The organism is Nostoc sp. (genome assembly GCF_036917195.1).
Classification (GTDB): domain Bacteria; phylum Cyanobacteriota; class Cyanobacteriia; order Cyanobacteriales; family Nostocaceae; genus Nostoc.
This window is the reverse complement of the sequence record NZ_JBALDG010000022.1, coordinates 121246-143634: the sequence shown is the minus strand read 5'-3', so window position 1 is coordinate 143634 and position 22389 is coordinate 121246. Positions and strand designations below refer to the sequence as shown.

General features: G+C 42.2%; 16 protein-coding genes and 1 pseudogene. 12 read left to right on the top strand and 5 right to left on the bottom strand.

Annotated elements, in window-relative coordinates; all coding sequences use genetic code 11:
• Positions 1-13 precede the first annotated feature (13 nt).
• The 5 genes from V7K40_RS08150 (at position 14) to murI (ending at position 7495) form a co-directional block, all read left to right on the top strand.
• On the top strand, positions 14-1492 hold the full coding sequence (locus V7K40_RS08150) for a cation:proton antiporter (protein WP_334958400.1): 1479 nt from the start codon (positions 14-16) through the stop codon (positions 1490-1492).
• Between the two features lie 593 nt (positions 1493-2085).
• The gene (locus V7K40_RS08145) at positions 2086-3960 is read left to right on the top strand and encodes an N-acetylmuramoyl-L-alanine amidase (protein ID WP_334958398.1); all 1875 of its coding nucleotides are present in this window, start codon (positions 2086-2088) and stop codon (positions 3958-3960) included.
• A 488-nt stretch (positions 3961-4448) separates the two neighbouring features.
• A complete protein-coding gene (locus tag V7K40_RS08140) occupies positions 4449-4604 on the top strand; it encodes a hypothetical protein (RefSeq protein ID WP_334793089.1) in 156 nt (51 codons plus the stop codon).
• Positions 4601-6502 (top strand): N-acetylmuramoyl-L-alanine amidase, encoded by a 1902-nt coding sequence (locus V7K40_RS08135; protein ID WP_334958396.1) that lies wholly within the window; start codon positions 4601-4603, stop codon positions 6500-6502. Before V7K40_RS08140 ends, V7K40_RS08135 begins: the two co-directional genes overlap by 4 nt.
• Positions 6503-6631: 129 nt before the next feature.
• Complete coding sequence (gene murI / locus V7K40_RS08130; protein WP_334958393.1) at positions 6632-7495, top strand: glutamate racemase; 864 nt, start codon at positions 6632-6634, stop codon at positions 7493-7495.
• A gap of 167 nt (positions 7496-7662) precedes the next feature.
• Here the strand turns inward: murI and V7K40_RS08125 are convergent.
• Positions 7663-7767, bottom strand: a pseudogene (locus V7K40_RS08125) (substrate-binding domain-containing protein); the annotation flags it as partial.
• 153 nt (positions 7768-7920) lie between these two features.
• On the opposite strand from V7K40_RS08125, the gene V7K40_RS08120 reads away from it, so the two are divergent.
• Positions 7921-10068 (top strand): Bpu10I family restriction endonuclease, encoded by a 2148-nt coding sequence (locus tag V7K40_RS08120; RefSeq protein WP_334958392.1) that lies wholly within the window; start codon positions 7921-7923, stop codon positions 10066-10068.
• 196 nt (positions 10069-10264) lie between these two features.
• On the opposite strand, the gene V7K40_RS08115 is transcribed toward V7K40_RS08120, so the two are convergent.
• The gene (locus V7K40_RS08115; protein WP_273768477.1) at positions 10265-10462 is read right to left on the bottom strand and encodes a hypothetical protein; all 198 of its coding nucleotides are present in this window, start codon (positions 10460-10462) and stop codon (positions 10265-10267) included.
• Between the two features lie 951 nt (positions 10463-11413).
• Here V7K40_RS08115 and sds point away from each other — a divergent pair.
• Positions 11414-12385 (top strand): solanesyl diphosphate synthase, encoded by a 972-nt coding sequence (gene sds, locus V7K40_RS08110; protein ID WP_334958391.1) that lies wholly within the window; start codon positions 11414-11416, stop codon positions 12383-12385.
• Between the two features lie 303 nt (positions 12386-12688).
• On the opposite strand, the gene V7K40_RS08105 is transcribed toward sds, so the two are convergent.
• A complete protein-coding gene (locus V7K40_RS08105; protein ID WP_334958389.1) occupies positions 12689-13162 on the bottom strand; it encodes a hypothetical protein in 474 nt (157 codons plus the stop codon).
• A 205-nt stretch (positions 13163-13367) separates the two neighbouring features.
• Between V7K40_RS08105 and hetZ the strand changes: the two genes are divergently transcribed.
• The 4 genes from hetZ to V7K40_RS08085 all read left to right on the top strand — a co-directional run bounded on the left by hetZ (position 13368) and on the right by V7K40_RS08085 (position 19012).
• The gene (gene hetZ / locus V7K40_RS08100; RefSeq protein ID WP_334958387.1) at positions 13368-14573 is read left to right on the top strand and encodes a heterocyst differentiation protein HetZ; all 1206 of its coding nucleotides are present in this window, start codon (positions 13368-13370) and stop codon (positions 14571-14573) included.
• Positions 14566-15540, top strand: coding sequence for a PatU (locus tag V7K40_RS08095; RefSeq protein ID WP_334958385.1), 975 nt, complete (start codon positions 14566-14568; stop codon positions 15538-15540). Before hetZ ends, V7K40_RS08095 begins: the two co-directional genes overlap by 8 nt.
• Before the next feature lie 314 nt (positions 15541-15854).
• On the top strand, positions 15855-18146 hold the full coding sequence (locus V7K40_RS08090; protein WP_334958384.1) for a DUF3488 and DUF4129 domain-containing transglutaminase family protein: 2292 nt from the start codon (positions 15855-15857) through the stop codon (positions 18144-18146).
• 125 nt (positions 18147-18271) lie between these two features.
• On the top strand, positions 18272-19012 hold the full coding sequence (locus V7K40_RS08085; RefSeq protein WP_334958381.1) for a Shedu anti-phage system protein SduA domain-containing protein: 741 nt from the start codon (positions 18272-18274) through the stop codon (positions 19010-19012).
• Between the two features lie 431 nt (positions 19013-19443).
• Here V7K40_RS08085 and V7K40_RS08080 read toward each other — a convergent pair whose 3' ends face one another.
• Entirely contained in the window at positions 19444-20124 is a 681-nt protein-coding gene (locus tag V7K40_RS08080) for a uracil-DNA glycosylase (RefSeq protein ID WP_334958496.1), read from the bottom strand.
• Between the two features lie 188 nt (positions 20125-20312).
• Between V7K40_RS08080 and V7K40_RS08075 the strand changes: the two genes are divergently transcribed.
• The gene (locus tag V7K40_RS08075) at positions 20313-21011 is read left to right on the top strand and encodes a phosphoribosyltransferase family protein (protein WP_334958379.1); all 699 of its coding nucleotides are present in this window, start codon (positions 20313-20315) and stop codon (positions 21009-21011) included.
• A 278-nt stretch (positions 21012-21289) separates the two neighbouring features.
• Here V7K40_RS08075 and V7K40_RS08070 read toward each other — a convergent pair whose 3' ends face one another.
• A complete protein-coding gene (locus V7K40_RS08070; RefSeq protein ID WP_334958377.1) occupies positions 21290-22372 on the bottom strand; it encodes a tetratricopeptide repeat protein in 1083 nt (360 codons plus the stop codon).
• Positions 22373-22389: the final 17 nt, after the last annotated feature.

Genomic DNA, 22389 nt, shown 5'->3' with positions numbered 1-22389 from the left:
TTTCACAGAACCCATGCATTTGTTAGATCCAATCAGCTACTCTTTTCCTCTGCTGGCCAGCGCAACACAAGCCGCAGACAGTTCAATGGTAGTAGCAGCAGTGCTACTAAGCTTAGTAGTCATTTATCTCGCCAGCAAAGTTGGTGGAGAGTTATCAAACCAAGTGGGTTTCCCGCCTGTCTTAGGCGAACTTGTAGGTGGTGTGGTAGTTGGCATCTCTGTTTTCCACCTTTTGGTGTTTCCAGAAGGCGGCACAGACAGTTCTAGCTCTTTGATCATTTCATTCCTTCAAATGACTGCTGGTTTATCTCCTGAAGCCACTCCAGCAGTGTTTGCAGCACAGTCCGAAGTCGTTTCTGTTTTGGCAGAATTGGGTGTGATCATCCTGCTGTTTGAAATCGGCTTGGAGTCGAACTTAAAAGATTTAATGGCAGTTGGTATCCAAGCCACCGTCGTTGCAATAGTGGGGGTAGCAGTACCCTTTGCTGCTGGTACTGTGGGACTGATGACTTTGTTTGGTATTGGCGCTGTACCCGCAATTTTTGCCGGGGCGGCTTTGACTGCTACTAGTATTGGTATTACTTCCAAGGTGTTGTCAGAATTGGGACGACTCAATTCTAGAGAAGGGCAGATTATTCTCGGTGCTGCCGTAATTGACGACGTACTGGGAATCATCGTTTTAGCGGTAGTAGCTAGCCTAGCTAAAGATGGCGTGGTGGATGTAAACAAAGTCATTTATTTGATTATCAGCGCCACTGGTTTTATTTTGGGAGCAATATTACTGGGCAATGTTTTCAATAAGTCCTTTGTGGCGATCGCTGATAAACTCAAAACACGCGGTGGACTGGTAATCCCAGCATTCATCTTCGCCTTTGCAATGGCATACCTTGCTGCCGTCATCCACTTAGAAGCAATTCTGGGAGCTTTTGCGGCTGGTTTAGTCCTGGAGGAAACAGATAAACGTAAAGAACTGCAAACGCAAGTCATACCCATCGCTGATATGCTGGTGCCAATTTTCTTTGTGACTGTTGGGGCAAAAACCGATTTGGGAGTGTTAAACCCAGCGATTCCCGACAATCGTGAAGGTCTAATTATGGCAACTTTCCTGATTACAGTAGCCATTCTCGGTAAAGTAATCACAGGCTTAAGCGTGTTTGGTCAACCGGAAATCAACCGTTTAGCGATCGGTGTGGGGATGATTCCCAGAGGAGAAGTCGGTTTGGTGTTTGCTGGTGTCGGCGCAGCCAGTGGCGCTCTCTCGAAACCATTAGGAGCAGCAATTATCATGATGGTTATCTTGACAACCTTTTTAGCTCCTCCTTTGTTACGATTTGTATTTCCAGATCCAAAAACCGTGGATGCAGGCTCAGAGCAACTGATTTTAGACGGTTCCTCTGGGACTTCGTTGGTAATTGAACCACCTGCGTCGAGGATGCCAGCATCAAATGATAGTGGCAATTTGGAAGTAAATTCAGAATCGGGCGATCGCTAATTAAAGTCTTGGGTAAATTCTTGCTGAGTTCTGAGTGATTTTGCTCGGAACTCAGGACTCTGAATTCAGTACTATCACCGGGCTTTGAAGATTTTGCGATTGTGCAGTGGAAACTTCTCTCCCCAAATTTCCGTCCCGTGTGATTGTAGAATAATCGTTTGTTTCTAATTTCTACCAGCATTCGGAATGTTATTTATTTCCAGTCTCCCTTGGCTTGTGAGCCTTTATCTGAATATTTTCCAGGTAATTGAGAGTAACATCCATAAATCTTGCTAGATCATCTCACGTAATGGGAATTATTTACTTAGTGCATTGATGGCAACAAACAAAAAACAGTTATCAGTGAACAGTTATCAGTTTTTAGTTTTTTAGCTTCCTTGGGAGTCAGAGTCCCCCACCTCTAAAGGTGGAAGATTTTACATGGGGATTTAAACCCAATATGAAACCTGATAACTGATTTAAGCGCGTCTTTATACCAGCTTAAAAAATCAAAAAAGGCATCAGAGGTCAAGTTTTGGTGGTGACGATGTGATGATTTACCAATGAGTTGAGATATTGACGGCTCCCATGAACGTGAATTAGGAGAAAGGACTGTGAAATTACACTGGTTACTACCCAGCACTATTGGAACTATCTTCATGCTATCGTCGCCGGCAATGGCTGCGAGACTTGAATCTTGGCGCTTTGATGCCAATCAAAACAGGCTGGAAATTAATACTGTGGGAGCAGTTCAACCCCAAGCGCAACTAATTTTTAACCCGACTCGGCTGGTAATTGATTTGCCAGGAACTACATTTGGTCGTCCGCAGCTAACCCAACAGGTGGGCGGTGGAATTCGCTCGATCCGTGTTGGGCAGTTTGATGCAGAAACGACGCGGATAGTTGTCGAACTGACTCCTGGTTATACTTTAGACCCCAAACGAGTGCAATTTGTGGGCACAACTGGCGATCGCTGGACAGTGCAATTACCTAAGCCAGAAGTCGATATTGCCTCATCTCCTAGAAGTGCTTACAGTGTCGTCACCCCAGACTCTGAGCCTCAACCTCGGATTTCAAGGGTTGCCACTACTACACAGGGGGCGACTCAAATTGAGAGCTTACAAGTAACAGGCGATGGGTTGTTCATTCGTACCAGTGGTGGTAATCCTCCGATTCGGGTAATTCGCAGCCGCGATCGCGCTACCATCTTCATGGATATCTCTGACGCATCCTTATCACCACGTCTGACGCAACAGAATAATATACCCGTTAATAAATATGGTGTTAGCCGCGTCGAATTCACCCGATTACAAACCCGACCTCCTGGTGTCCGTTTGACTTTGCGGGTAGATAAAAATAGCCCAGACTGGCAAGCAACTAATAGTAACAGCGGTGGTTTGGTGGTTCTACCTAGTCGTGTTGTCAGATTGCCTGGAAGTAATAATTCGGACAATCAGTCAGAACGCGTTTCTTTTCCCAACAGACTATCTGCTAACAACTTACCAGCAACAATTGAGTCTGTACAACTGGCTAATAATGGTACACAACTGCTAATTAAAGCCGACCAAACTTTATCTGCTAGGGGAATCTGGGATAGATCATCAGGTGTGTTCCGCGTCACAATTACCAATGCCAAGTTAGCTGCCAGAGTTACAGGCCCTACTTTTGCTGCCAATAGCCCCATTCTCAGAGTCCGGCTGCAACCGCAAGCACCCAACACAGTTGTTGTTTTAGTTCAACCAGCAGCCGGAGTGCAACTTGGGCAACCCAGGCAAATTGGCGACCAGCTTTTGGTATCAATACAAAGTTCTCGTCGGGTTGTGGCACTCCCCGGAAGACCCCCCTTTGCCTTACCTGGGCTACCACCGCCAAACCGGGGACCATTCCCAGACCCAAACAATCCAAATCCGCAGTTCCGATCACAACCACAGCGCCGAGTTACCAATGGGCGAGTGGTAGTCATTATTGACCCCGGACATGGTGGCAAAGACTCTGGAGCGCTTGGGATTGGGGGGGCACGCGAAAAGGATGTTATCTTGCCTATTGGTAGAAGGCTGGCAGAGATTTTGCAGCAAAATGGTGTACAAGTAATTATGACCAGGGATTCTGACTATTTTGTTACCCTTCCGGGACGAGTGCTATTAGCAGAGCGAGCTAATGCTGATGTGTTTGTTAGCATCCACGCTAATTCAGCAGGTGCGAGTCGTCCCGATGTTAATGGCTTAGAAGTCTATTATTACGACAGCGGTCTGGGTCTAGCTCGCATTGTCCGCAGTAGCATTCTCCAAAGTATTGCGACTATCAAAGACAGGGGAGTGCGGCGAGCCAGATTTTATGTTCTCAGAAAAAGTTCTATGCCCTCCATTCTCGTGGAAACGGGTTATATGACTGGTCGAGAGGATATGGCTAGGCTGAGAACCTCAGCTTACCAAAATAAAATGGCAGAGGCGATCGCTCGTGGTGTTCTTCAGTATCTAAAGAGAAGATAAGTAATTTAGTCGAAATTATTGAGTAAATACATCTAATCTTTACCATTTTTATCCAATTTAGTAGTAAAAAAATTTAAGTATTCTTGCGGTGGGACAGGAGTAGCTTCTTTATTATTGTCATCTGATGCTTTGCAAGCCATCCAATTTTGGATTTTGGTGAAGCAGTGCGGTCTTAGGGGTTTCCACGCCACTTGACGGCAGTTGCTTCTCTTAAGGGAGACGCGCAAGGGCGCACTCCCTCCTTTATGTCGGGAAACCCGTCCACCGCAGTGGCTCCCGATGAGCGACTGTACCAAGGCGAAGGGATTGACCCCACTGATAAACGGATGGGGCTTGATAATTTTAAATTTAGGATAATTGAATTATTTCAGGTCACAAGGGGTGTTAGTCTAGCAAGACGTTAGTCTGGCATGAACCAAAAATCAAAAAATCTAAAATTGGGAATCTAAAATCTAAAATTGACAGTCAAATTTATCTGAGCTAATGGCATGGCAAATTCACAAGAGCGTGCTATATTCTACCCCATTAGCTGTGTCTTAATAACAGCGCAAAACTCAAGTGGGCGCGGTGATGGTGTGAGGATTTGCCAATATGTTGAGATGTTGACGGCTCCCATGAATGTGAATCAGGAGAAAGGACTGTGAAATTACACTGGTTACTATCCAGTACTATTGGAACTATCTTCATGCTATCGTCGCCAGCAATGGCCGCGAAACTTGAATCTTGGCGTTTTGATGCCAATCAAAACAGGCTGGAAATTAATACTTTAGGGGATGTTCAACCCCAAGCACAATTAATTTTTAACCCGACTCGTTTGGTAATTGATTTGCCAGGAACCACATTTGGGCGTCCGCAGCTAACCCAACAAGTGGGTAGTGCAATTCGTTCGATCCGTGTTGGGCAGTTTGATGAACAAACAACACGCATAGTCGTTGAAGTCACTCCTGGTTATACTTTAGACCCCAAACGAGTACAATTTGTTGGCAGAACTGGTGATCGCTGGACAGTGCAATTACCTACGCCAGAAGCCGAAAATGTACCCTCAAGAAATACTGTGGGGCAACAAGAACAAGCTATAGCAACAGAAACTTCACCGAGAACATCTCCACCAGTGTTCTCCCAAAAAGATATTTACAGCGTGGTGACAACAGGTCCTGTCAATCCACCTAAAAACGGAATGCTTGTCGCCAGGGTTACTCAAATTGAGGACTTACAAGTCACAGGCGATGGTTTTTTCATCCGTACCAATGGTGGTAATCCTCAGATTCAGGTTAATCGTAGCAACGATCAGAGGGCAATTAACATCGATATTGCTGGCGCAACTTTATCACCAATTCTAAAGCAGCGGGATTTGTCGATTAATCGCTATGGTGTCAGCCGCATTCAGTTTAGCCAACTGCAAACAAGCCCATCTGTTGTTCGCCTGACTTTACAGGTAGACGAAAATAGTGCCAATTGGCGAGCAACCACTAGTAGTCTTGGTGGTTTTATCGTTCTGCCCAGTCGTGGCGTTGCCCAGTTACCTGGAGGTAAGAATCCACGCCCTATACCATCTACTAACACCTCAACTGCTACTATTGAGTCTGTGCAACTGGCTAATAATGGCACACAATTGCTGATTAGAGCCGACCAAGCTTTATCTGCTACAGGAGGCTGGGATAGAAGCTCTGGTCTGTTCCGCATAACTATCAATAATGCTCGGTTAGCTCCCAAAGTCACAGGCCCGACTTTTAATCCTAACAGCCCTATCTTGCGAGTCCGCCTGCAACCACAAGAATCGAATACTGTCATCGTCTTGGTTCAACCAGCAGCCGGAGTGCAAATTGGGGAACTCAACCAGGTTGGCGACGAGCTTTTGGCTCTAGAATTACAACGCTCTGGTAGCGTCACAGCGCCCATTGCTTTACCTCCTCTGCCATCGCCAAACCAAGGTCAATTCCCAAACCCTACAGATATTCCCCGGACAATTTCGCAGCCACGGCCACACCCCTCGGTTCCCAAAGGGAAATTGCTAGTAGTTATTGACCCAGGACATGGTGGAAAAGATTCAGGTGCCCCAGGTCTGGGCGGACTTTTAGAAAAGGATGTAATCCTGCCTATTGGTAAGAGGGTAGCAGCAATTTTAGAGCAAAATGGTGTACAAGCTGTACTAACGCGGGATGCTGACTTTTTCGTAGAACTTCAGGGACGGGTAGAAATTGCCGAGCGAGTTAATGCGACTGCGTTTGTCAGCATTCACGCTAATTCCGTTGATAATCGCCCTGATGTGAATGGGTTAGAAGTATATTATTACGACAGCGGTTATGCTCTGGCTGAAGTAGTTCGCAATACCATCCTCCAGAACATCGGCACTATCAAAAACCGGGGAACCCGCAAAGCCAGATTCTACGTTCTTCGGAAAAGCTCTATGCCCTCGATTTTAGTGGAAACAGGCTATATGACTGGTTACGAGGATAATCCCAGATTAGGAACACCAGAGTATCAAAATCGGATGGCAGAAGCGATCGCTCGTGGCATCCTCAAATACTTACAGCAGAGGTAATATAGTACAAATTACTAATTAAAGAGGTGGTATTTAAACTTCTTTTACGTACAGAATTTAGTAGTCAATTTGGAGATTGTCTGCTAAATTCTGTATTTTAAATCCAAAAACCTAAATCAACATCTGCCTGTGTATTCATCTTCCATCTTTGAAAGGAATCTTGACGATTTTTCGGCTCTTGAACCCCAACGGGCCCCAATTGGCATCTTTGATAGTGGTGTGGGTGGACTGACGGTACTGCGACAACTATATCGGCAACTCCCCAATGAATCAATTGTTTACTTTGGGGATACAGCTCGACTTCCTTACGGAATTCGTTCACAAGCAGAAATTTTACAATTTACGCGGGAAATTCTGACCTGGCTACAACAGCAGGGGGTAAAAATGGTGATTATGGCTTGCAACACCAGTTCTGCCCTAGCCCTAGAAACGGTGCGTCATGAATTCAGCATACCCATTTTGGGAGTGATCCTACCGGGTGCAAAAGCAGCGGTGCAGCAAGGAAAGCGGATTGGTGTGATTGCCACTCCAGCTACAGCTAAGAGTAATGCTTATAAGCACGCTATACTCGAAATTGCTGCTGATGTCCAAGTCTGGCAAGTCGGATGTCCAGAGTTTGTGCCACTCATCGAGCAAAACCGCATTCACGACCCCTACACTGCTGAAGTTGCACGAGCCTACCTAAAGCCTTTACTAGAGCAGGAAATTGACACCTTAGTTCACGGCTGTACCCATTATCCTCACCTTACACCAGTATTGCGATCGCTCCTCCCCTCTCAAGTCCAATTGGTTGACCCGGCTGTTCATGTTGCCGCAGCTTGTGCCCAAGAGCTAGACTTGCTGGGCTTAAGAAATACTTACCTCCCACTGCCAACTCGCTTCGCCGTCAGCGGTTGTCCGCAACAGTTTTCCCAGTCAGGAGTGCAGTGGCTAGGCTATACCCCAATGGTTGAAGAGGTTTGCACTGATACCGCTATTTCGCAACTCCAATAAAACTATGTGAAGTAAATGAGAAGTTAAACCTTGTCTACCTTGAAAACTATAGTTTTTTGTCATCAGGGTAGAGCACAAAACTCAAGCCAAGGCTGATTAATATGCTCTCCTTAAAACTCTAGCTTTCAAAATGGACGCGGTTTAGCACAACTCCAAGCACTGCATAACTTATGTAAGCGAATAAATCTCAATCCAAAGGCACTAGCAATCGATGCTGAACTGACTCCTGCATCTACTTTTTTAGTAGCCACAGCCAAAGCAACCTCTTGATGATCAGCTTACTATTTAAACAACTAAGCTAGAGATTTAATCGACTTCAAAGGTACGCAGCACAGCAGCCTTGCACTCTCCTATATGTCCAAAGAGGAATATTAAAGTACACTGAGGCTTATCAGAATAATTTGATAAATAAGGAAGATTGGTAATTGAAGGAGTTTGACAAACCCATTCCACAAGAAAGTCTTGACATTGTTGAGAAAACCAGATCTAACTTATTTGCTTGGCGTGGTCAGTTTTCGCCACAGCTTATTGAAGTTATATTAAGCTCATATTGTCTATCTAACTCAGTTATTCTTGATCCTTTTGCGGGTAGTGGAACTGTTATGCTAGAGGCTAGCATTCTTGCGTTTGAGTCACATGGTTTTGAAATTAACCCAGCAGCGTACATTCTTAGCAAAACGTATGAATTCATAAATAATTATCAAAGAAAGGAGGTTATCAAAATAATTAGGACTTTGATAGATAGGGAATTTCCCTTTAGAGTTTTTGAAAATGCTAGCCAAGTACCAGATTTTGCAGAGAAGTTAAGAATGCTCAAGAATGAGTTAGATGAGGAGGCAAAAATAATATTTGATGCTTTGATAATCCTTCTTGATGCTGCAAATAATAAAATTACTAATGAATTTATACAGTCTAAATTTGCCGCTTTAGCAAGTGTAATTGAAAAGCTTCCTTACTCCGAAAAGGAAATTAAAGTAGGTCTATCTGATGCTCGTTGTCTTCCATTGAAAAAAGATCAGATAGATTTTGTTGTGACCTCCCCACCTTACATAAATGTATTTAACTATCATCAAAACTATCGCAGTTCTGCTGAGATATTAGGATGGGATTTATTAAAGATAGCAAAGTCAGAAATTGGATCTAACCGAGCAAATAGAGGAAACCGTTTTTACACAGTAGTACAATATTGTCTAGATATGGCTGACACTCTAAGGGAGCTTTCAAGAGTAACCAAAAATGAGGCTCGAATTGTGTTTGTTGTAGGACATGAATCCAATGTTCTTGGAGTACCTTTTTACAATGCTGACATTATTGAAAAAATTGGACTAAAAGCAAATCTATTTCATCGAGCTTTGAGACAAAAGAGGGAATTCAAAAATAAATTTGGCAAAATTATTAGAGAAGATTTAATTAACTTTATTAACTTAAATAATGAGTTTCATAAAGAAACAGTTGAGCAAATTGCAAGAGAAGTAGCATTTGATGTACTGAAAAGTGGTCTTTCTCTAGTCTCATCTAAAAATATTGAATCTTTAGAAGATGCAATTGACAAAGTTCAGGATATTGGAAGAACACCAATCTTAGATAAAAGATTTCATATTTATCAATCTCATCAACCTGCTCAATTAGTCGGCCTTAAATATTCACAGTCAGTTCAACCTATGCCTGAACTTTCTCGCCCTCATTACACGAAACTAACTGCATGTCTCAATAACCGTCGTCTACCTGAAGCAGATAAAGAACGGGTGGAAGAAGCTGTTAGAAAGTATCATGAGTGGATTGCTGAGTTAGAAATAATTGAGCGTGGTCAAACAGATACAGTAAAGAAGTTAGTCGAAGCTACTAACCGATATAAACGTTTTATTGAACTTAATTTAATATTTGATAGTTCAGATAACTTTTTGTATAGGCAGAAGGGGCAATTAAAGCTAGATAATACTATCCTGGAAGAATTTTTGCCACAATTAGTTTTCCGTAGTTTGCGAGGAATAGATGATTCTTTCGAGTTAGGTCCAAGAAATACCTACTCTGGACTTAGTTTTTTATCTTCTCTTGGAAATCTCGGTCAAGGTGGTGAACCAAACATTAGAACTAAAGATCAGGATTTTATACTTGGTAAAAGGTTATATTTAAAGTCATCCTTTGATCCAGAATTTAAAGACTACAAGTTGATTGAATCACATCTTGGATATGTTTGTGCAGAATGCAAAACAAATTTAGATAAAACTATGTTTCAAGAAGCAGTAGCAACGAGTAGAGATTTAAAGATAGCTGTTCCTGGATCTTTATATTTTCTGATTTGTGAATTTCTTGATATGACACCAATTTCAATAATTTCAACTCAAATTGATGATGTTTTGATCGTGCGAAAAACTAAGCGTATGTCTTCTAATATTCGACAAGAGTATCGAACACCAGAGGAAAGGCAACTTCACAGACAGGAATATCTAGACTTTTTGGATTCTTCTAAGTACTACCCAGACGTATTTCAAAGGATGATCGATAAGATTCAAGTTCTAATTGACAATACAAGTCCATCAATGGAAAATGTTTTAGACCAAGGGCATTTCTAATGTTTTTTATATTTTTTGGCAGAAAAACCACGGGTTTTGAGCTAGAAGAGGTTTATACCAATTCTTTGTGAAACTGTATAGAATCAAGCTTGATAAGGCAGAGGGCAAAATCCCCTTGTTGGGCAGCAACCTCAGATGTAATCGGTATTAGGTGTTAAAAGTTTTGAATTAATAACTCCTAACTCCTCACTCCTCACTACTGACTATTAACTGCTTGAGTCACCTTTGTCCTTACTGATATCTCCTGCTTGTGTTTTCCTTCGGCAGATGAAGGGAAACTTGTAGGAACAGTCTTTGTACCCGTTCGCTTTGCCAGTGCTAATAACAGGTAGACTGTGAACAAATATCCAGACGCTAAAATAAAAATCATCATAGGTATACTTCCGTAAATCATTGTTCTACCAGCACCTTTCTAAACGAATATAAAATTCCACAAAATTAGTAGAACCTCAGCCAACTAAGTGCATTCTTAATGGCTATAGTTCCAATATGGTAAAATTAGCTGTAGAGATAAAATTCTTTACGGACAAAGAATTTATTATCTAATAGCGACTTATTGCAGACCATAGATCCCACAACAGTTAGATTGCCCTTTAGCAATCTAAAACTACGATTCTTTGCGATCTACTTGATCTGCGTTATTTTTGCTCACACTACTGCTAAATGAGCAATGCTTGCGCTCAACCTGCGCTGAAGACGTGTAGCGGCTTCCCTAAGGGATATCGCATAGCTCCAAACCAGGAGTTTCGCGGATTCGCAGGAAAAATCAAAGGAATTATTCCCTTAATCTAGGCTACGACTGATTATTTTAGACTCACATCACTAAGTCAGTAAAATCAACTAGTACGTGACTTAACTTTTAGGGGTGTGAATATCTGAAAAATTTAAAATTCCTATATTTTAGCGTAACACAACCACCCTAAATTTTAAGCCCACTTGAGTGCTAAATTTCAAATTTTTTCAATAGCTACACTTCAGTCCTGAAAAATTCCTTCTTACCTATTGGTGACCATTTGAAATTGCATTCTTTTTCTTAAACAGTAATATTACTTAGATTATATTTTAATTTGTGGTGGGAAACATCTACAAGTAAACTATTTAGTATAATTTAAACTGATATTTGTTATCATGTACTGATAATTCCGGTTCTAAGTTAATTTAAAACCTAAATCTCGACAAATTAAGCATAATTGCTTATTGACAAATGCATTACTAATCTAAATTATCACCGATTGACTGATGAATATGGGATTACTTTATGAAAACTTTGCGCTGGCACAGGGTTATCTTAAAATGAGTAGAGGATATGTAAACTTTCGTAACCTAAGTCAGAGTCCGCCCATCCATGACCCCAGCCACCTCCATGTTTACCCCTGTGGAAGCAGACCTGCGACTACTAGCAGATAACCTAAAACAGCTAGTTGGAAATCGTCACCCCATTCTGTTTGCAGCAGCCGAACATTTATTCGGAGCTGGGGGAAAGCGTATCAGACCAGCAATCGTCCTGCTAATATCGCGGGCAACAATGTTAGATCAAGATATTACGCCGCGTCACCGCCGCCTAGCTGAGATTACAGAAATGATTCACACAGCAAGCTTGGTACATGACGATGTGGTAGATGAATCAGACGTGCGGCGAGGCGTTCCTACCGTTCATAGTTTGTTCGGTAATCGCATTGCCATATTAGCAGGAGATTTTCTTTTTGCCCAATCGTCTTGGTATTTAGCAAACTTAGACAATTTGGAAGTGGTGAAACTCCTCTCAGAAGTTATTATGGATCTGGCTACTGGGGAGATCCAGCAAGGACTGAATCGTTTTGATACTGGGATCTCTATTGAAACTTACCTCCAGAAAAGTTATTACAAAACAGCTTCGTTAATCGCCAACAGTTCCAAAGCTGCTGGGTTACTGAGTGAAGTCTCGCAAGAAACTGTTGAGCATATATATAGCTACGGTCGTCATTTTGGGATAGCATTTCAAATTGTTGACGACATTCTAGATTTCACCAGTACAACAGATACCTTGGGTAAACCAGTGGGGTCGGATCTCAAAAGTGGTAATCTGACTGCACCCGTTTTATTTGCTTTGGCGGAAAAAGCATCCTTGGAAGTGCTGATTGAGAGAGAGTTTGCTCAAGAAGGGGATTTAGAGCAAGCACTGGAACTAATTCAAAATAGTCAAGGTATACAACAGGCGCGAGAGTTAGCTGCTCATCATGCTAAGTTAGCAATTGAACATCTTGCAGTTCTCCCAGCCTCAGAATCCCATCAGGCATTGATTAACATAGCTGAGTACACACTTAGTCGCCTCTATTAAATCAGTTATCAGTTAACAGGTACAAAATGAGAATTTAGACCCTAAGTTAAACCTTTCACCTGTTTTTAGGTAAGGGAATCTGGCTCAACGGTAAACTCAAATTTAAAAAATGTTCACTGATAACTGTTTGTTAACCAATTTTAGATTAAAGGGAAATTTAAGCCGATCGCCTGGTTGTTTAAAAGACTAAAAGAGTAATAACTGGCATTAATTTTTCTTCATGATAAACTTTTTCAAACGAATTTGAGATTTAAAAATTTGGATGTTGGATTGTATAGAAACAATCCAACATCCAAAATTTTTCTATGCAATATCAGGGGGTATCTGTTTAGGCGATCGCTGTTGTCGCAACTGTTGTTGCATGAGTTTTTCTAGGTCAGCTCGCCGAATTTCAACGGTATGAGTGGTCTTACCCGGCGTTTCCAAAAAAACGATACTATCTACGGGTTCCAATGCCACCAATTGGAACAAAATATGGGTGACAGGAATAATTTTAGCTAGCATTTGAGGGTCAAGCCCAGCAGGGGAAATTAGAGAGACATCCTGTATGGTAGGAAAAGCGTAAATCACAGGCTTTTCCAATCCTGGATTAACACGATTGCTCAATGTAGTTAAAACCCAGCTTGCCTCTGAATTTTGCAGAATATAGTACTGGGAGTAACGTAATTTTTGAGCGATCGCTCTAAGGGCAGGAGCAATTGCTGCAACAAGATGTGGTGTCATCCCATCGCGGGGCGCATTCTCAATCAGCAATTGAATTTGTGCTTCTAAATCCATAATGACTTGTATACGGCTCCTGGGTAATGGCAATAACATCTATCAAAGTGTGAACAATCCCATCAAAGTTGGGAATAATAAAATCAGCCACATCCTAAATGTAGGATTGGTCTGCGTTTAGCTTATACATAAAACGGAAAAAACCAATACCCACAGTCATACAGGTTGTATTTAAGTAAGTTAGGGTCTTTTGAAAACCGAGACTATGAATTCAGCCGCAACCGCAACTATTCCATCTGTAACTATTCTGGGAGAAAATTCTAAAGGCGTGGAGGTGATCTTTCAACTCCTGTCCAGGGAGTTTCAGCAGTCAACCAAAGCTTCGGAACAGAATTGCCACGATGTAGCAACACGTATTACCACCGAAGTATATCGAATTTGCCATGAAAGCAAACGTATCCAAGCTTCTGGCTCTGTAGAAAGCTCGGCGATGACCCTAGCTCGGCATCGGCTACAACAGTGTCTCAGGTATTATCAGTTGGGTTCAAATCGGGGCAGGGTAGAATTACACAGCACTCTGAGTGCAATTATTTATCGATACATTAATCCTCCTCAGAAGCAATTGAGTTATCAAGGGCGGCTGACTATAATTGAAGATTTCTTACAGAGTTTTTATCTGGAGGCATTAAACGCTTTCCGGCGAGAAAATCAACTTGGTCCCACTTATCGCCCTCAGACGCTTCTAGAATTGTCCGAGTACATGGCATTTACCGAGCGCTACGGCAAGCGACGCATTCCCTTACCAGGCCGTCAGCAGCAGCTAATTATCCTGCGGGCGCAAACTTTTTCCCAACAGCAGCCCCCAGAAACCAGCGTAGATATAGAACAAGCCGCAGAAGGCAGCAATAGTGAAGCCGATGGTTCTTGGGAAGAGCCAGCAGTGCAGCAATTGCGCTCCACAATGGCAACGCAAGCCGAACCTGAACCCGAAGAAGATACCTTGCGCTCCGTTGTGGTTACAGAATTAATGAATTATCTCGAACAACGGCAACAATCTGACTGCGCTGATTACTTTTCCCTCCGCCTCCAGGATCTATCAGCACAGGAAATTGAGTCGATTTTAGGTTTAACCCCTCGTCAGAGAGATTACTTGCAGCAGCGCTTTAAGTATCATTTGATTCGGTTTGCCTTGTTACACCGTTGGGAATTAGTTCACGAGTGGCTGGAAGCTTCTTTGCACACTAATTTGGGCTTAACTCCTCAGCAATGGCAAGTATACACAGCACACCTGGACAATAAGCAACGGTCTTTACTAGAGTTGAAGCAACAAGGACAAGCCGATGAAAAAATAGCAAAAACTTTAGGGCTGTCAATGGCACAACTTCAAAAACGATGGTTTAAGATTCTTGAGCAAGCTTGGGAAATTCGTAACTCATTAGTGTCCGGATCAGGTGCATCTACTCATGAATAGTGACTCAGAATCCTTACAACACCAGTGTCTCGATTGGTTATTGACAGATGATGTCAAAAATAACGAGCAACTCTCGGTATGTGAGGAAAATGACGGGGTAGAAAACCTCCTCAAGGAAGCCACTGCTTCAAAAAGCAGTGAGCCAAAATTGGGAGGAACGCCCCAGGCCTTTCAATTGGGAGAAATTCCTACTGTGCAAGATCGTTTCCAAGCCGTGCTTAAGCGTCGGTTACAAATCCAAGTCCAAGACCACCCACCTTTGTTTCCCTGGGAAACACAATTAATCGACTATCCCGATTTTGTTGATGAGCCGTCAATGACGCTCGTTCCTACCTGGGGGTGGATGGTACAACAGTCGAAGCTGAATCTGCCACGTCCCTTGCCAGAGAAAGTTTTCCGGCAATTGCTAGAACAATGTCAGGCGTTGGTGACATCTTCGGTGCCTCTGGGGGCAAAATTAGTTCAAGTGGTGGAGAACTTTTTTCCCAACGAATCTCAAGCATTAAACGACATAGCTGGATTGGTGCTAAGAAGCACCTATCGGTCTGTAAATACTCTGGAAACAATACCCAATATTCAGAGCGATTACTCAGATTTACAACCACGTCAACAGATGGCTTTGTCGTTGCTAGCAGCTAAACAACTGCTGGAAAATCTGACTCTACCACTTTCAGCAACCAGTCCAGTGGTAGAAAGACAATGGCTAACCAGTGTCGGTAATTTGAACATTAGAGTAGAGTATCAGTCTGTAGGTATTACGAAGTTACTTGTTCAGGCTGAGTTACCCGTTAAAGGAACTTTGACACTTCGCGGAAGTGGCACCTTAGCAATGGCAACATCTTCGACTTCGGGATACTTAAGTGTAGAGTTAGGCTGCGAACAACTTAACCCAACTTATACCCTAGAAGTTGAGTTTCCAGAAATAGACCAACAGCCATTGTTGTTCGTGATTAGTCCCACGATTTAGTTTAAATTGCCAGCGCTAGCACACTACGTCGATCAACGCCGATATATATTAAGAGGATTTTCCTGGTTTTGAAGCTTATCCTATTTTTCAACAGGTGGTCATTAGGGTGTCTACGAGAAGCAGTTATTACAAAGACACGGGGACACGGAGAAAGTATTTGATAATTTCTCCGTGTCTTTACGTCTGTAGCCGCATCTTCCGCTATCGATTATTTCTTTGACACAGTAGTAGGGTAGCCAATTACATCCCCCCGATTGTGTCCGTTGCATCTACATCATTGCTTCGCTTAGACTCAAATGTTTAACTTATCCAGGATGAATCGGTTTTGGCGTCTCCCTGTTGGTAATTTCTGGCGGCAAAATATGCAGGGGTCGCCTTTGATAGAAGTGGAAGATTCAATTTCCTTACGGGTGCTGGTGCTAGCGTTGGTTATTTTGGGAATTGTGGCGACGGATATCGCTGCCGAGACTTCATTCAGTTTTTGGGCGTTACCCCTGAGTGGATTAGGTGGGATTTGGAGTTACTATCGTCGCCGTGATGCCAATGTTGCAGTTAAGTTTTGCATCGCTATCGGGATGTTAATAGCACTGGGTGCTTTCTTTGGGCGGTTAGTGGGAGAGTTGAATGATACGCGATTGGGTTTGGCGGAGTTATTAATTCAACTCCAGGTGTTGCACAGCTTTGATACACCCCGCCGCAAAAATTTGGGCTATTCGATTGTTATAGGACTGATTTTATTGGGTGTGGCGGCAACGTTAAGTCAGACTTTAGCATTTGCACCTGTGTTGCTGTTATTTTTAGCGATCGCTCTGCCAACTTTAGTATTAGATTATCGCTCACGCTTGGGTTTGCAGCCATTAAAAACTCAAAAGGAAAAACTCAATCAGAATTCCTCAACTCTTAATTTTAAATTTTTAATTCTGAATTTTTTGCTAATTGTCGGTCTGGGGCTGGCAATTTTTGCTCTTTTACCCAGATTCCCTGGCTATCAATTACGGAATTTTCCTGTAAGTTCTCCTATCGAGTTAAAAGGCAATTTTACAGGTCGTAGTATCATCAATCCCGGTTATGCCCGCCAAGGTAAAGGTAATAATCAAGGTAGTGGTACGGGACAAAATCAAACTGGTCAACCAGGGAAAGTAGATAATAACTTTTATTACGGTTTTAATAGTCAGATTAACCAAAACCTGCGGGGCGAGATGAAACCTAAAGTTGTGATGCGGGTGCGATCGCAAGCTGAGGGTTTTTGGCGAGTGCTAGGATTTGACCGTTATACAGGTAAGGGATGGGAAATTTCTCGTAATGAAGATGTTATGACCATGAAGCGATCGCCTTGGTCTTACCAAATTTTCCTGAACCTACCTCTGATTACAGGTAAAACCCAAGAGATAGTACAAACTTATACAGTGGTGGCGGATTTGCCTAACCTAATTCCGGCGATGGCTTATCCTAAAGAGATTTATTTTCCGACACCAATGATCGCGGTTGATACAGAAAATGGATTGCGATCGCCTGTGGAATTATCAGAAGGATTCACATACACAGTAATTTCTGGAGTACCATACCGCGATCGCACTTTGTTAGGTGAAGCTTCTACTAAATATCCGCAACAGATTAAGAAGCATTATCTGCAAATTCCTCCCGAAATTGCCGAAAAAGTTCGACAACGTACCGAAGAGATTTTCGCTAACTACAATCGGGAAGGAGTATCAAAGTCTTTTAAAAGTTTGGATTCACCTTATGAAAAGGCTCTCTACTTAGCTCAATACCTGAAGCAACACTATTCTATTCCCCAAAATCCCTTAGATTTGCCTTATTTGGGAGAAAAAGATGACTTAGTAGAAGCTTTTTTATTCAAATATAAAGGTGGTTATCCAGACCACTTCTCAACAGTTCTTACGGTGATGCTACGTTCCATTGGTATCCCAGCACGGTTAGTGGCAGGGTTTAGTACAGGAGAATTTAATCCATTTACAGGGCTGTACGTTGTCCGTAATACTGACGCTTATGCGATGACGGAAGTATATTTTCCGAAATATGGCTGGTTTGCTTTTGACCCCATTCCCAATCATCCCCTCATACCTCCATCAGTAGAAGATACTCAGACTTTTAGTGTGTTGCGCCAGTTGTGGCACTGGGTTGCTGGATGGTTACCTTCTCCGGTGACAGGTTTATTGAATAATATATTTGAGACAATATTTAGGTGGGTGATTAGAGCGATCGCTTGGTTTTTAGCTTTATTCTCCCAAGGTTGGTTTGGTGTATTAACTGGCTTAATCTTGGCAACTACAGCAGCTTTCTTCGGTTGGCTGGGTTGGGGTCAGTGGCGAGAGTGGCGCAACCGCCGATGGTTAAAGAAATTGCCAGCAATGGGGAGCCTTTATCAACAAATGTTGCAATGGACAAGCCAAAAAGGTTTAGGTAAGCATCCAGCACAAACACCTTTAGAGTATGCCAGAGGATCATACCAGCATCATGCCCCAGCAACTGCTGAGGTAATAGACGAGATTAGCCAAGCTTATGTTAGTTGGCGTTATGGTGGTCATACGCCTAACTTGAAGCGACTGCGGCAAAGATGGCAAGAACTGAAAAAGACTGCGAAGTAACTCATTGATAAATTACATAAGAAGGTGTCTTTTAGCAGGACTTAGTAGCAACACGGAAGCGAAGTCAAAGCCTAAATTAGTCCTGTACCGCATTGTTTAAAATTGAAATTGTAAATTGCTAAGTAATGAGCATCTATCCGCCTGATGAATTTCAAGTTAATCGCTTTGACGTTACTCCAGAACAATTAAAAAAGTTTATTTCCCTTGTATTCAGAAGATGTGATGAGACAGAAATCGATGTTTTTTTGAGAGCAAACCCTGAAATACTAGCATTTGTTTCTGTTTTCTTTTTAACAGGGCATCACAATGCCTGGGTTATTCCTCAACAGCTTATTCGTCCGCGTGTTGGCTCACAAACAAAAGGTTTGAAACCTGATTACTTATTTGCAGGAGAGAACTCGGATGGAATTACGTGGTGGGTTCTAGAGTTAAAAGGAGCAAACGAGACTATTTGGATTGAAGATAAGAATGGTGATTTCCGGTTTGGAGATGCAGCAAATAGAGGAATTAATCAACTTACAAGATATATTGACTATTGCACTACAAATCAAGAAACAATGAGAAGTGCCTATGGAATAACGACATTTACAGAACCGATAGGTATTTTAATAATTGGGAGGGAGCATGAGTTTAAAAATAATCAAGAAAAACGAAGATTAAAAGCACGTCATAATAAAAATAATCCTCATCTTCAAATCCGAACTTACGATGCTCTGATTCGCAAAATAGCCGAGGCTGGACAGATATCTTACAAGTTACCTTGGTTACAGAAACTACAAATAAATTTATTGATTACTAAACCTGGGGATGATGTACAATACGAAGCCATAGAAACTGATATAGATGAAGAAAATTCGCCATTTTAAATGGGCATTACCCTAAACTTTGCTTTAACACTAATCTCCTAAAACTTTAAATCGTGTATTATCTCATTAATTACCTCAAGTTAGCTCAACTTGAAACACTGGCAGAACTTAGCCTCACATTTGCATCAAATATTGAAGAGTAGCGACAAAAACCGTGGTAAAACACAGCTCACCAACCAACAGCACGGTAGTTGACCCAGCTACTGCTATCACCTGTATGAGTCAAAGATAGCGATCACAATTAGTGGACTGAAATTTTCTCTTTTCTTTCACAGAGTCTAGTCATCTACATCGCTTAAAATCTTGTATTTAGTCCTCTTGAGAGGACTTTAGCTATTAACTTTGGAATTTATTCCCAAGCGGGATAGCAACGAAGCAAGTAATTGAAAAGATGTTGGTAATGACAAGCCTTAAAAGGAGGAAATTAAATATTAGCTGTTGTTTTGGATTTCGTCTAATTTGGCCCGCACTGCCTGGATATCCTGCCACATCAACCATTTTGGCGCACCTCTTTCTTTAGAAGGGTTACGCAGCAAGTAGGAAGGATGAAAAATTGGCATACATAAACGCCCTTCCCACTCCAGCCACTGTCCGCGAATTTTCGTAATCCCCCGCTTATCGCCAGTGATTCCTTTGACAGCAGTTGCACCGGTTAACAAAATTATTTTGGGGTCAACTAGGCGAATTTGTTCTAGTAAGTAGGGTAGACAAGCCGCCACTTCTGTTGGAGTAGGAACTCTATTATCTGGTGGGCGACATTTATTGATATTGGCAATGTATACATCATGCTCAATAGTCAGATTTACAGATGCCAAAATTTTCTCTAGCAACTGCCCTGATCTACCTACAAATGGTAAACCTGTTTCATCTTCATTTTGACCAGGCGCTTCCCCTATAACCATGATTGGTGCTTTGAGATTACCGCGTCCGACAACAGCATGAGTCCGAGTGTCTCCCAATGCACAACGGTGGCAGCGATCGCAATCCTGTGTCAACTCCGTGATGTCAGAATATGTTCCCGGAGCGATCGGAATTTTAGCGTCCGTGGGAATCAGTTCTTGCTGGCTAAAGGTTGAGTCGTCGAAGAGGCTGAGTTGGGTTTCGCTGCTCATGAAAATAAGGATTTTGGTATCAGCACCTGTCATATCTGAATTAAATACCGCTTTTGTTGCAGATTTATCAGAATAAATAGACTTTTGCTGATTACTTATTATTTATACAAATCTTATTGTATCAGTTAATTTGAGACAAAATTCAGTCATGATAAAAGTAATGCCGTCCTAAGATGCTGGGGGAAACCATGTCACATACCCCACTTTTTGCCGATCGCACCCATGCGGGTGAGAAATTGGCGCGAGTGATTCATGATGTTTTAACTCAGCAAGCTATTGATTCTGGGGTAAAGCCTGTACCAATTATTTATGCTTTGCCAAGAGGGGGCGTACCAGTAGCAGCACCAATAGCCCGTCTTTTAGATTGTCCGTTGACAATCATTGTGGCGAAAAAGATTAGCCATCCAGAAAATCCAGAGTTAGCAATTGGTGCGGTGACTACTTCTGGAAATGTTCTTTGGACTGATCAAAAGCTATTTCGCCCTAAACATGATGCGCGGTGGCGGGAAGTGGCTTTAAATAAAGCCATCAACCAAGCTAAATCTCTTGAAGCTCTATTAATTCCTGCTTGTCCGCAGGTGAATGCCGAGAATGCTACGCTCATTTTAGTTGATGATGGCATTGCCACAGGTATGACAATAGCGGTAGCGGCAACTGCGATCAAAGCGCTTTCTCCAGCAGCAGTTTGGCTATGTACTCCAGTAGCGCCACAAAAATTGCTACCCTGGTTAAATCAGTGGGGCGATCGCACAATTGTCTTGGAAACACCGGAACCCTTCTGGAGTGTGAGTAATTTTTATGCCCAATTTCCTCAAGTAGATACATTAGAAGTTATCAAATATCTCCAGCAACAAAAGACAATGGGGGGAATGGATCTGTGCGAGTAATTTTAAATTTTGAATGACTAAATTTTAAATTGTTTCCCTCTCTTCCTTTTTAATTATTTGGAAATTTTCCTTACTGGTATTGCATCTGGTTGACTGACAAAAGTCCTCAAAGTCTTGTGCTTTCGCTTTCATCTAGCTTGGAATCAATTCCCAAGCTAATAGCTTAAGTCTACTAAAGTAGACTCAAAAGCATATCCAGTCTACTAAAGTGGACTAAAGCTATGAGCAATCAATTTATTGCAGGGCGGGTTAGGGTGCAACCCATTCATATTTATCAGTCAACCAGGGTATTGCATAGCTTTGGTATAATCGCCCAAGGCATAGCAAGCAGCTTTCAAACGAGCAAGAGCTTCTTCTTCACTGCGCCGGTCTTTCATACTCCTAGCTAACAGTAAACGTTCTTCATAATATGTAATTGCTTTGTTATAGTCACCCAAAGCTTCACAAGCAACTCCTAAACTACCTAAAGACTGTTCCTCGCTACGGTTGTCTTGAATTTCTCTAGCTAATTGCAACCGCTCTTCATAATACTTAATGGCTTTGACATAATCATATAAGGCATAACAAGCATTACCTAGATTCTTTAGCACCTGAGAAGCACTACGAACATTTTTTAAGGAGCGTGCTATTACTACACATTGCTCATAGTAGGCGATCGCTTTTGGGTAATTGTCCAAAGCATACCAAGCATTACCCAAATTCTTGAGTACCTGTTCCTCGCCCCAATTATCTTTGAGTTCCCGTACAATTTCTAGGCTTTGCTGCTGATACTCAATTGCCTGTATAAAGTTACCCAAAGCTTTATAAACCAATCCCAAATTATTCAGTGCAGCCAGTTGACTCCGTTTGTCTTGCAGCTGTTGGGTTATTTTCAAACACTTTTCCAGAAACTCAATAGCCTTGCTATGGTCATTTAGGTGACGGTATGAATTGCCTAAATGGGAAAGTGCTTGCATCTGCAATGCTAAATCTGAGGTGTTGTTGAGCAAAGACAAACACTGTTGGGAGTGAGAGATAGCACCCTTGTAGTCTCCGGCGCTGTAAGTTACCAATCCTAAAAAACAAAGCACCTGTGCCTGTTTTTGCAAATCCCCAATTGCCTGAAACAACCCCAAGGATTGTTGTAAAGATTTCATCGCCGTAAGGAATTCACCAGCTTGCTGCTGTTGAATTCCTTGCCGTAGTAGCTTGGACGCTTCCGATAAATTGTCGTCACTTTCCTGTGGAGGTAGTATTTCTGCTTGTGAACCAGAGTCAAATTCATGGGTAATTGTATTACGCTTCACTGATTTTAGGTATGTTATAGGTAATTGCAGGGGAACTGTATTTTTCGATCTGTTATTCCATTGGCCTTTAGACATCAACCCCTTCCTATTAA

Bases quoted from the DNA above. Each gene is read 5' to 3' on its own strand.
- V7K40_RS08150 (WP_334958400.1), top strand. From the start codon at position 14: ATGCATTTGTTAGATCCAATCAGCTACTCTTTTCCTCTGCTGGCCAGC.
- V7K40_RS08140 (WP_334793089.1), top strand. From the start codon at position 4,449: ATGGCAAATTCACAAGAGCGTGCTATATTCTACCCCATTAGCTGTGTC.
- V7K40_RS08115 (WP_273768477.1), bottom strand. From the start codon at position 10,462: ATGATTTACGGAAGTATACCTATGATGATTTTTATTTTAGCGTCTGGA.
- sds (WP_334958391.1), top strand. From the start codon at position 11,414: ATGACCCCAGCCACCTCCATGTTTACCCCTGTGGAAGCAGACCTGCGA.
- V7K40_RS08105 (WP_334958389.1), bottom strand. From the start codon at position 13,162: ATGGATTTAGAAGCACAAATTCAATTGCTGATTGAGAATGCGCCCCGC.
- hetZ (WP_334958387.1), top strand. From the start codon at position 13,368: ATGAATTCAGCCGCAACCGCAACTATTCCATCTGTAACTATTCTGGGA.
- V7K40_RS08095 (WP_334958385.1), top strand. From the start codon at position 14,566: ATGAATAGTGACTCAGAATCCTTACAACACCAGTGTCTCGATTGGTTA.
- V7K40_RS08090 (WP_334958384.1), top strand. From the start codon at position 15,855: ATGAATCGGTTTTGGCGTCTCCCTGTTGGTAATTTCTGGCGGCAAAAT.
- V7K40_RS08085 (WP_334958381.1), top strand. From the start codon at position 18,272: ATGAGCATCTATCCGCCTGATGAATTTCAAGTTAATCGCTTTGACGTT.
- V7K40_RS08080 (WP_334958496.1), bottom strand. From the start codon at position 20,124: ATGAGCAGCGAAACCCAACTCAGCCTCTTCGACGACTCAACCTTTAGC.
- V7K40_RS08075 (WP_334958379.1), top strand. From the start codon at position 20,313: ATGTCACATACCCCACTTTTTGCCGATCGCACCCATGCGGGTGAGAAA.
- V7K40_RS08070 (WP_334958377.1), bottom strand. From the start codon at position 22,372: ATGTCTAAAGGCCAATGGAATAACAGATCGAAAAATACAGTTCCCCTG.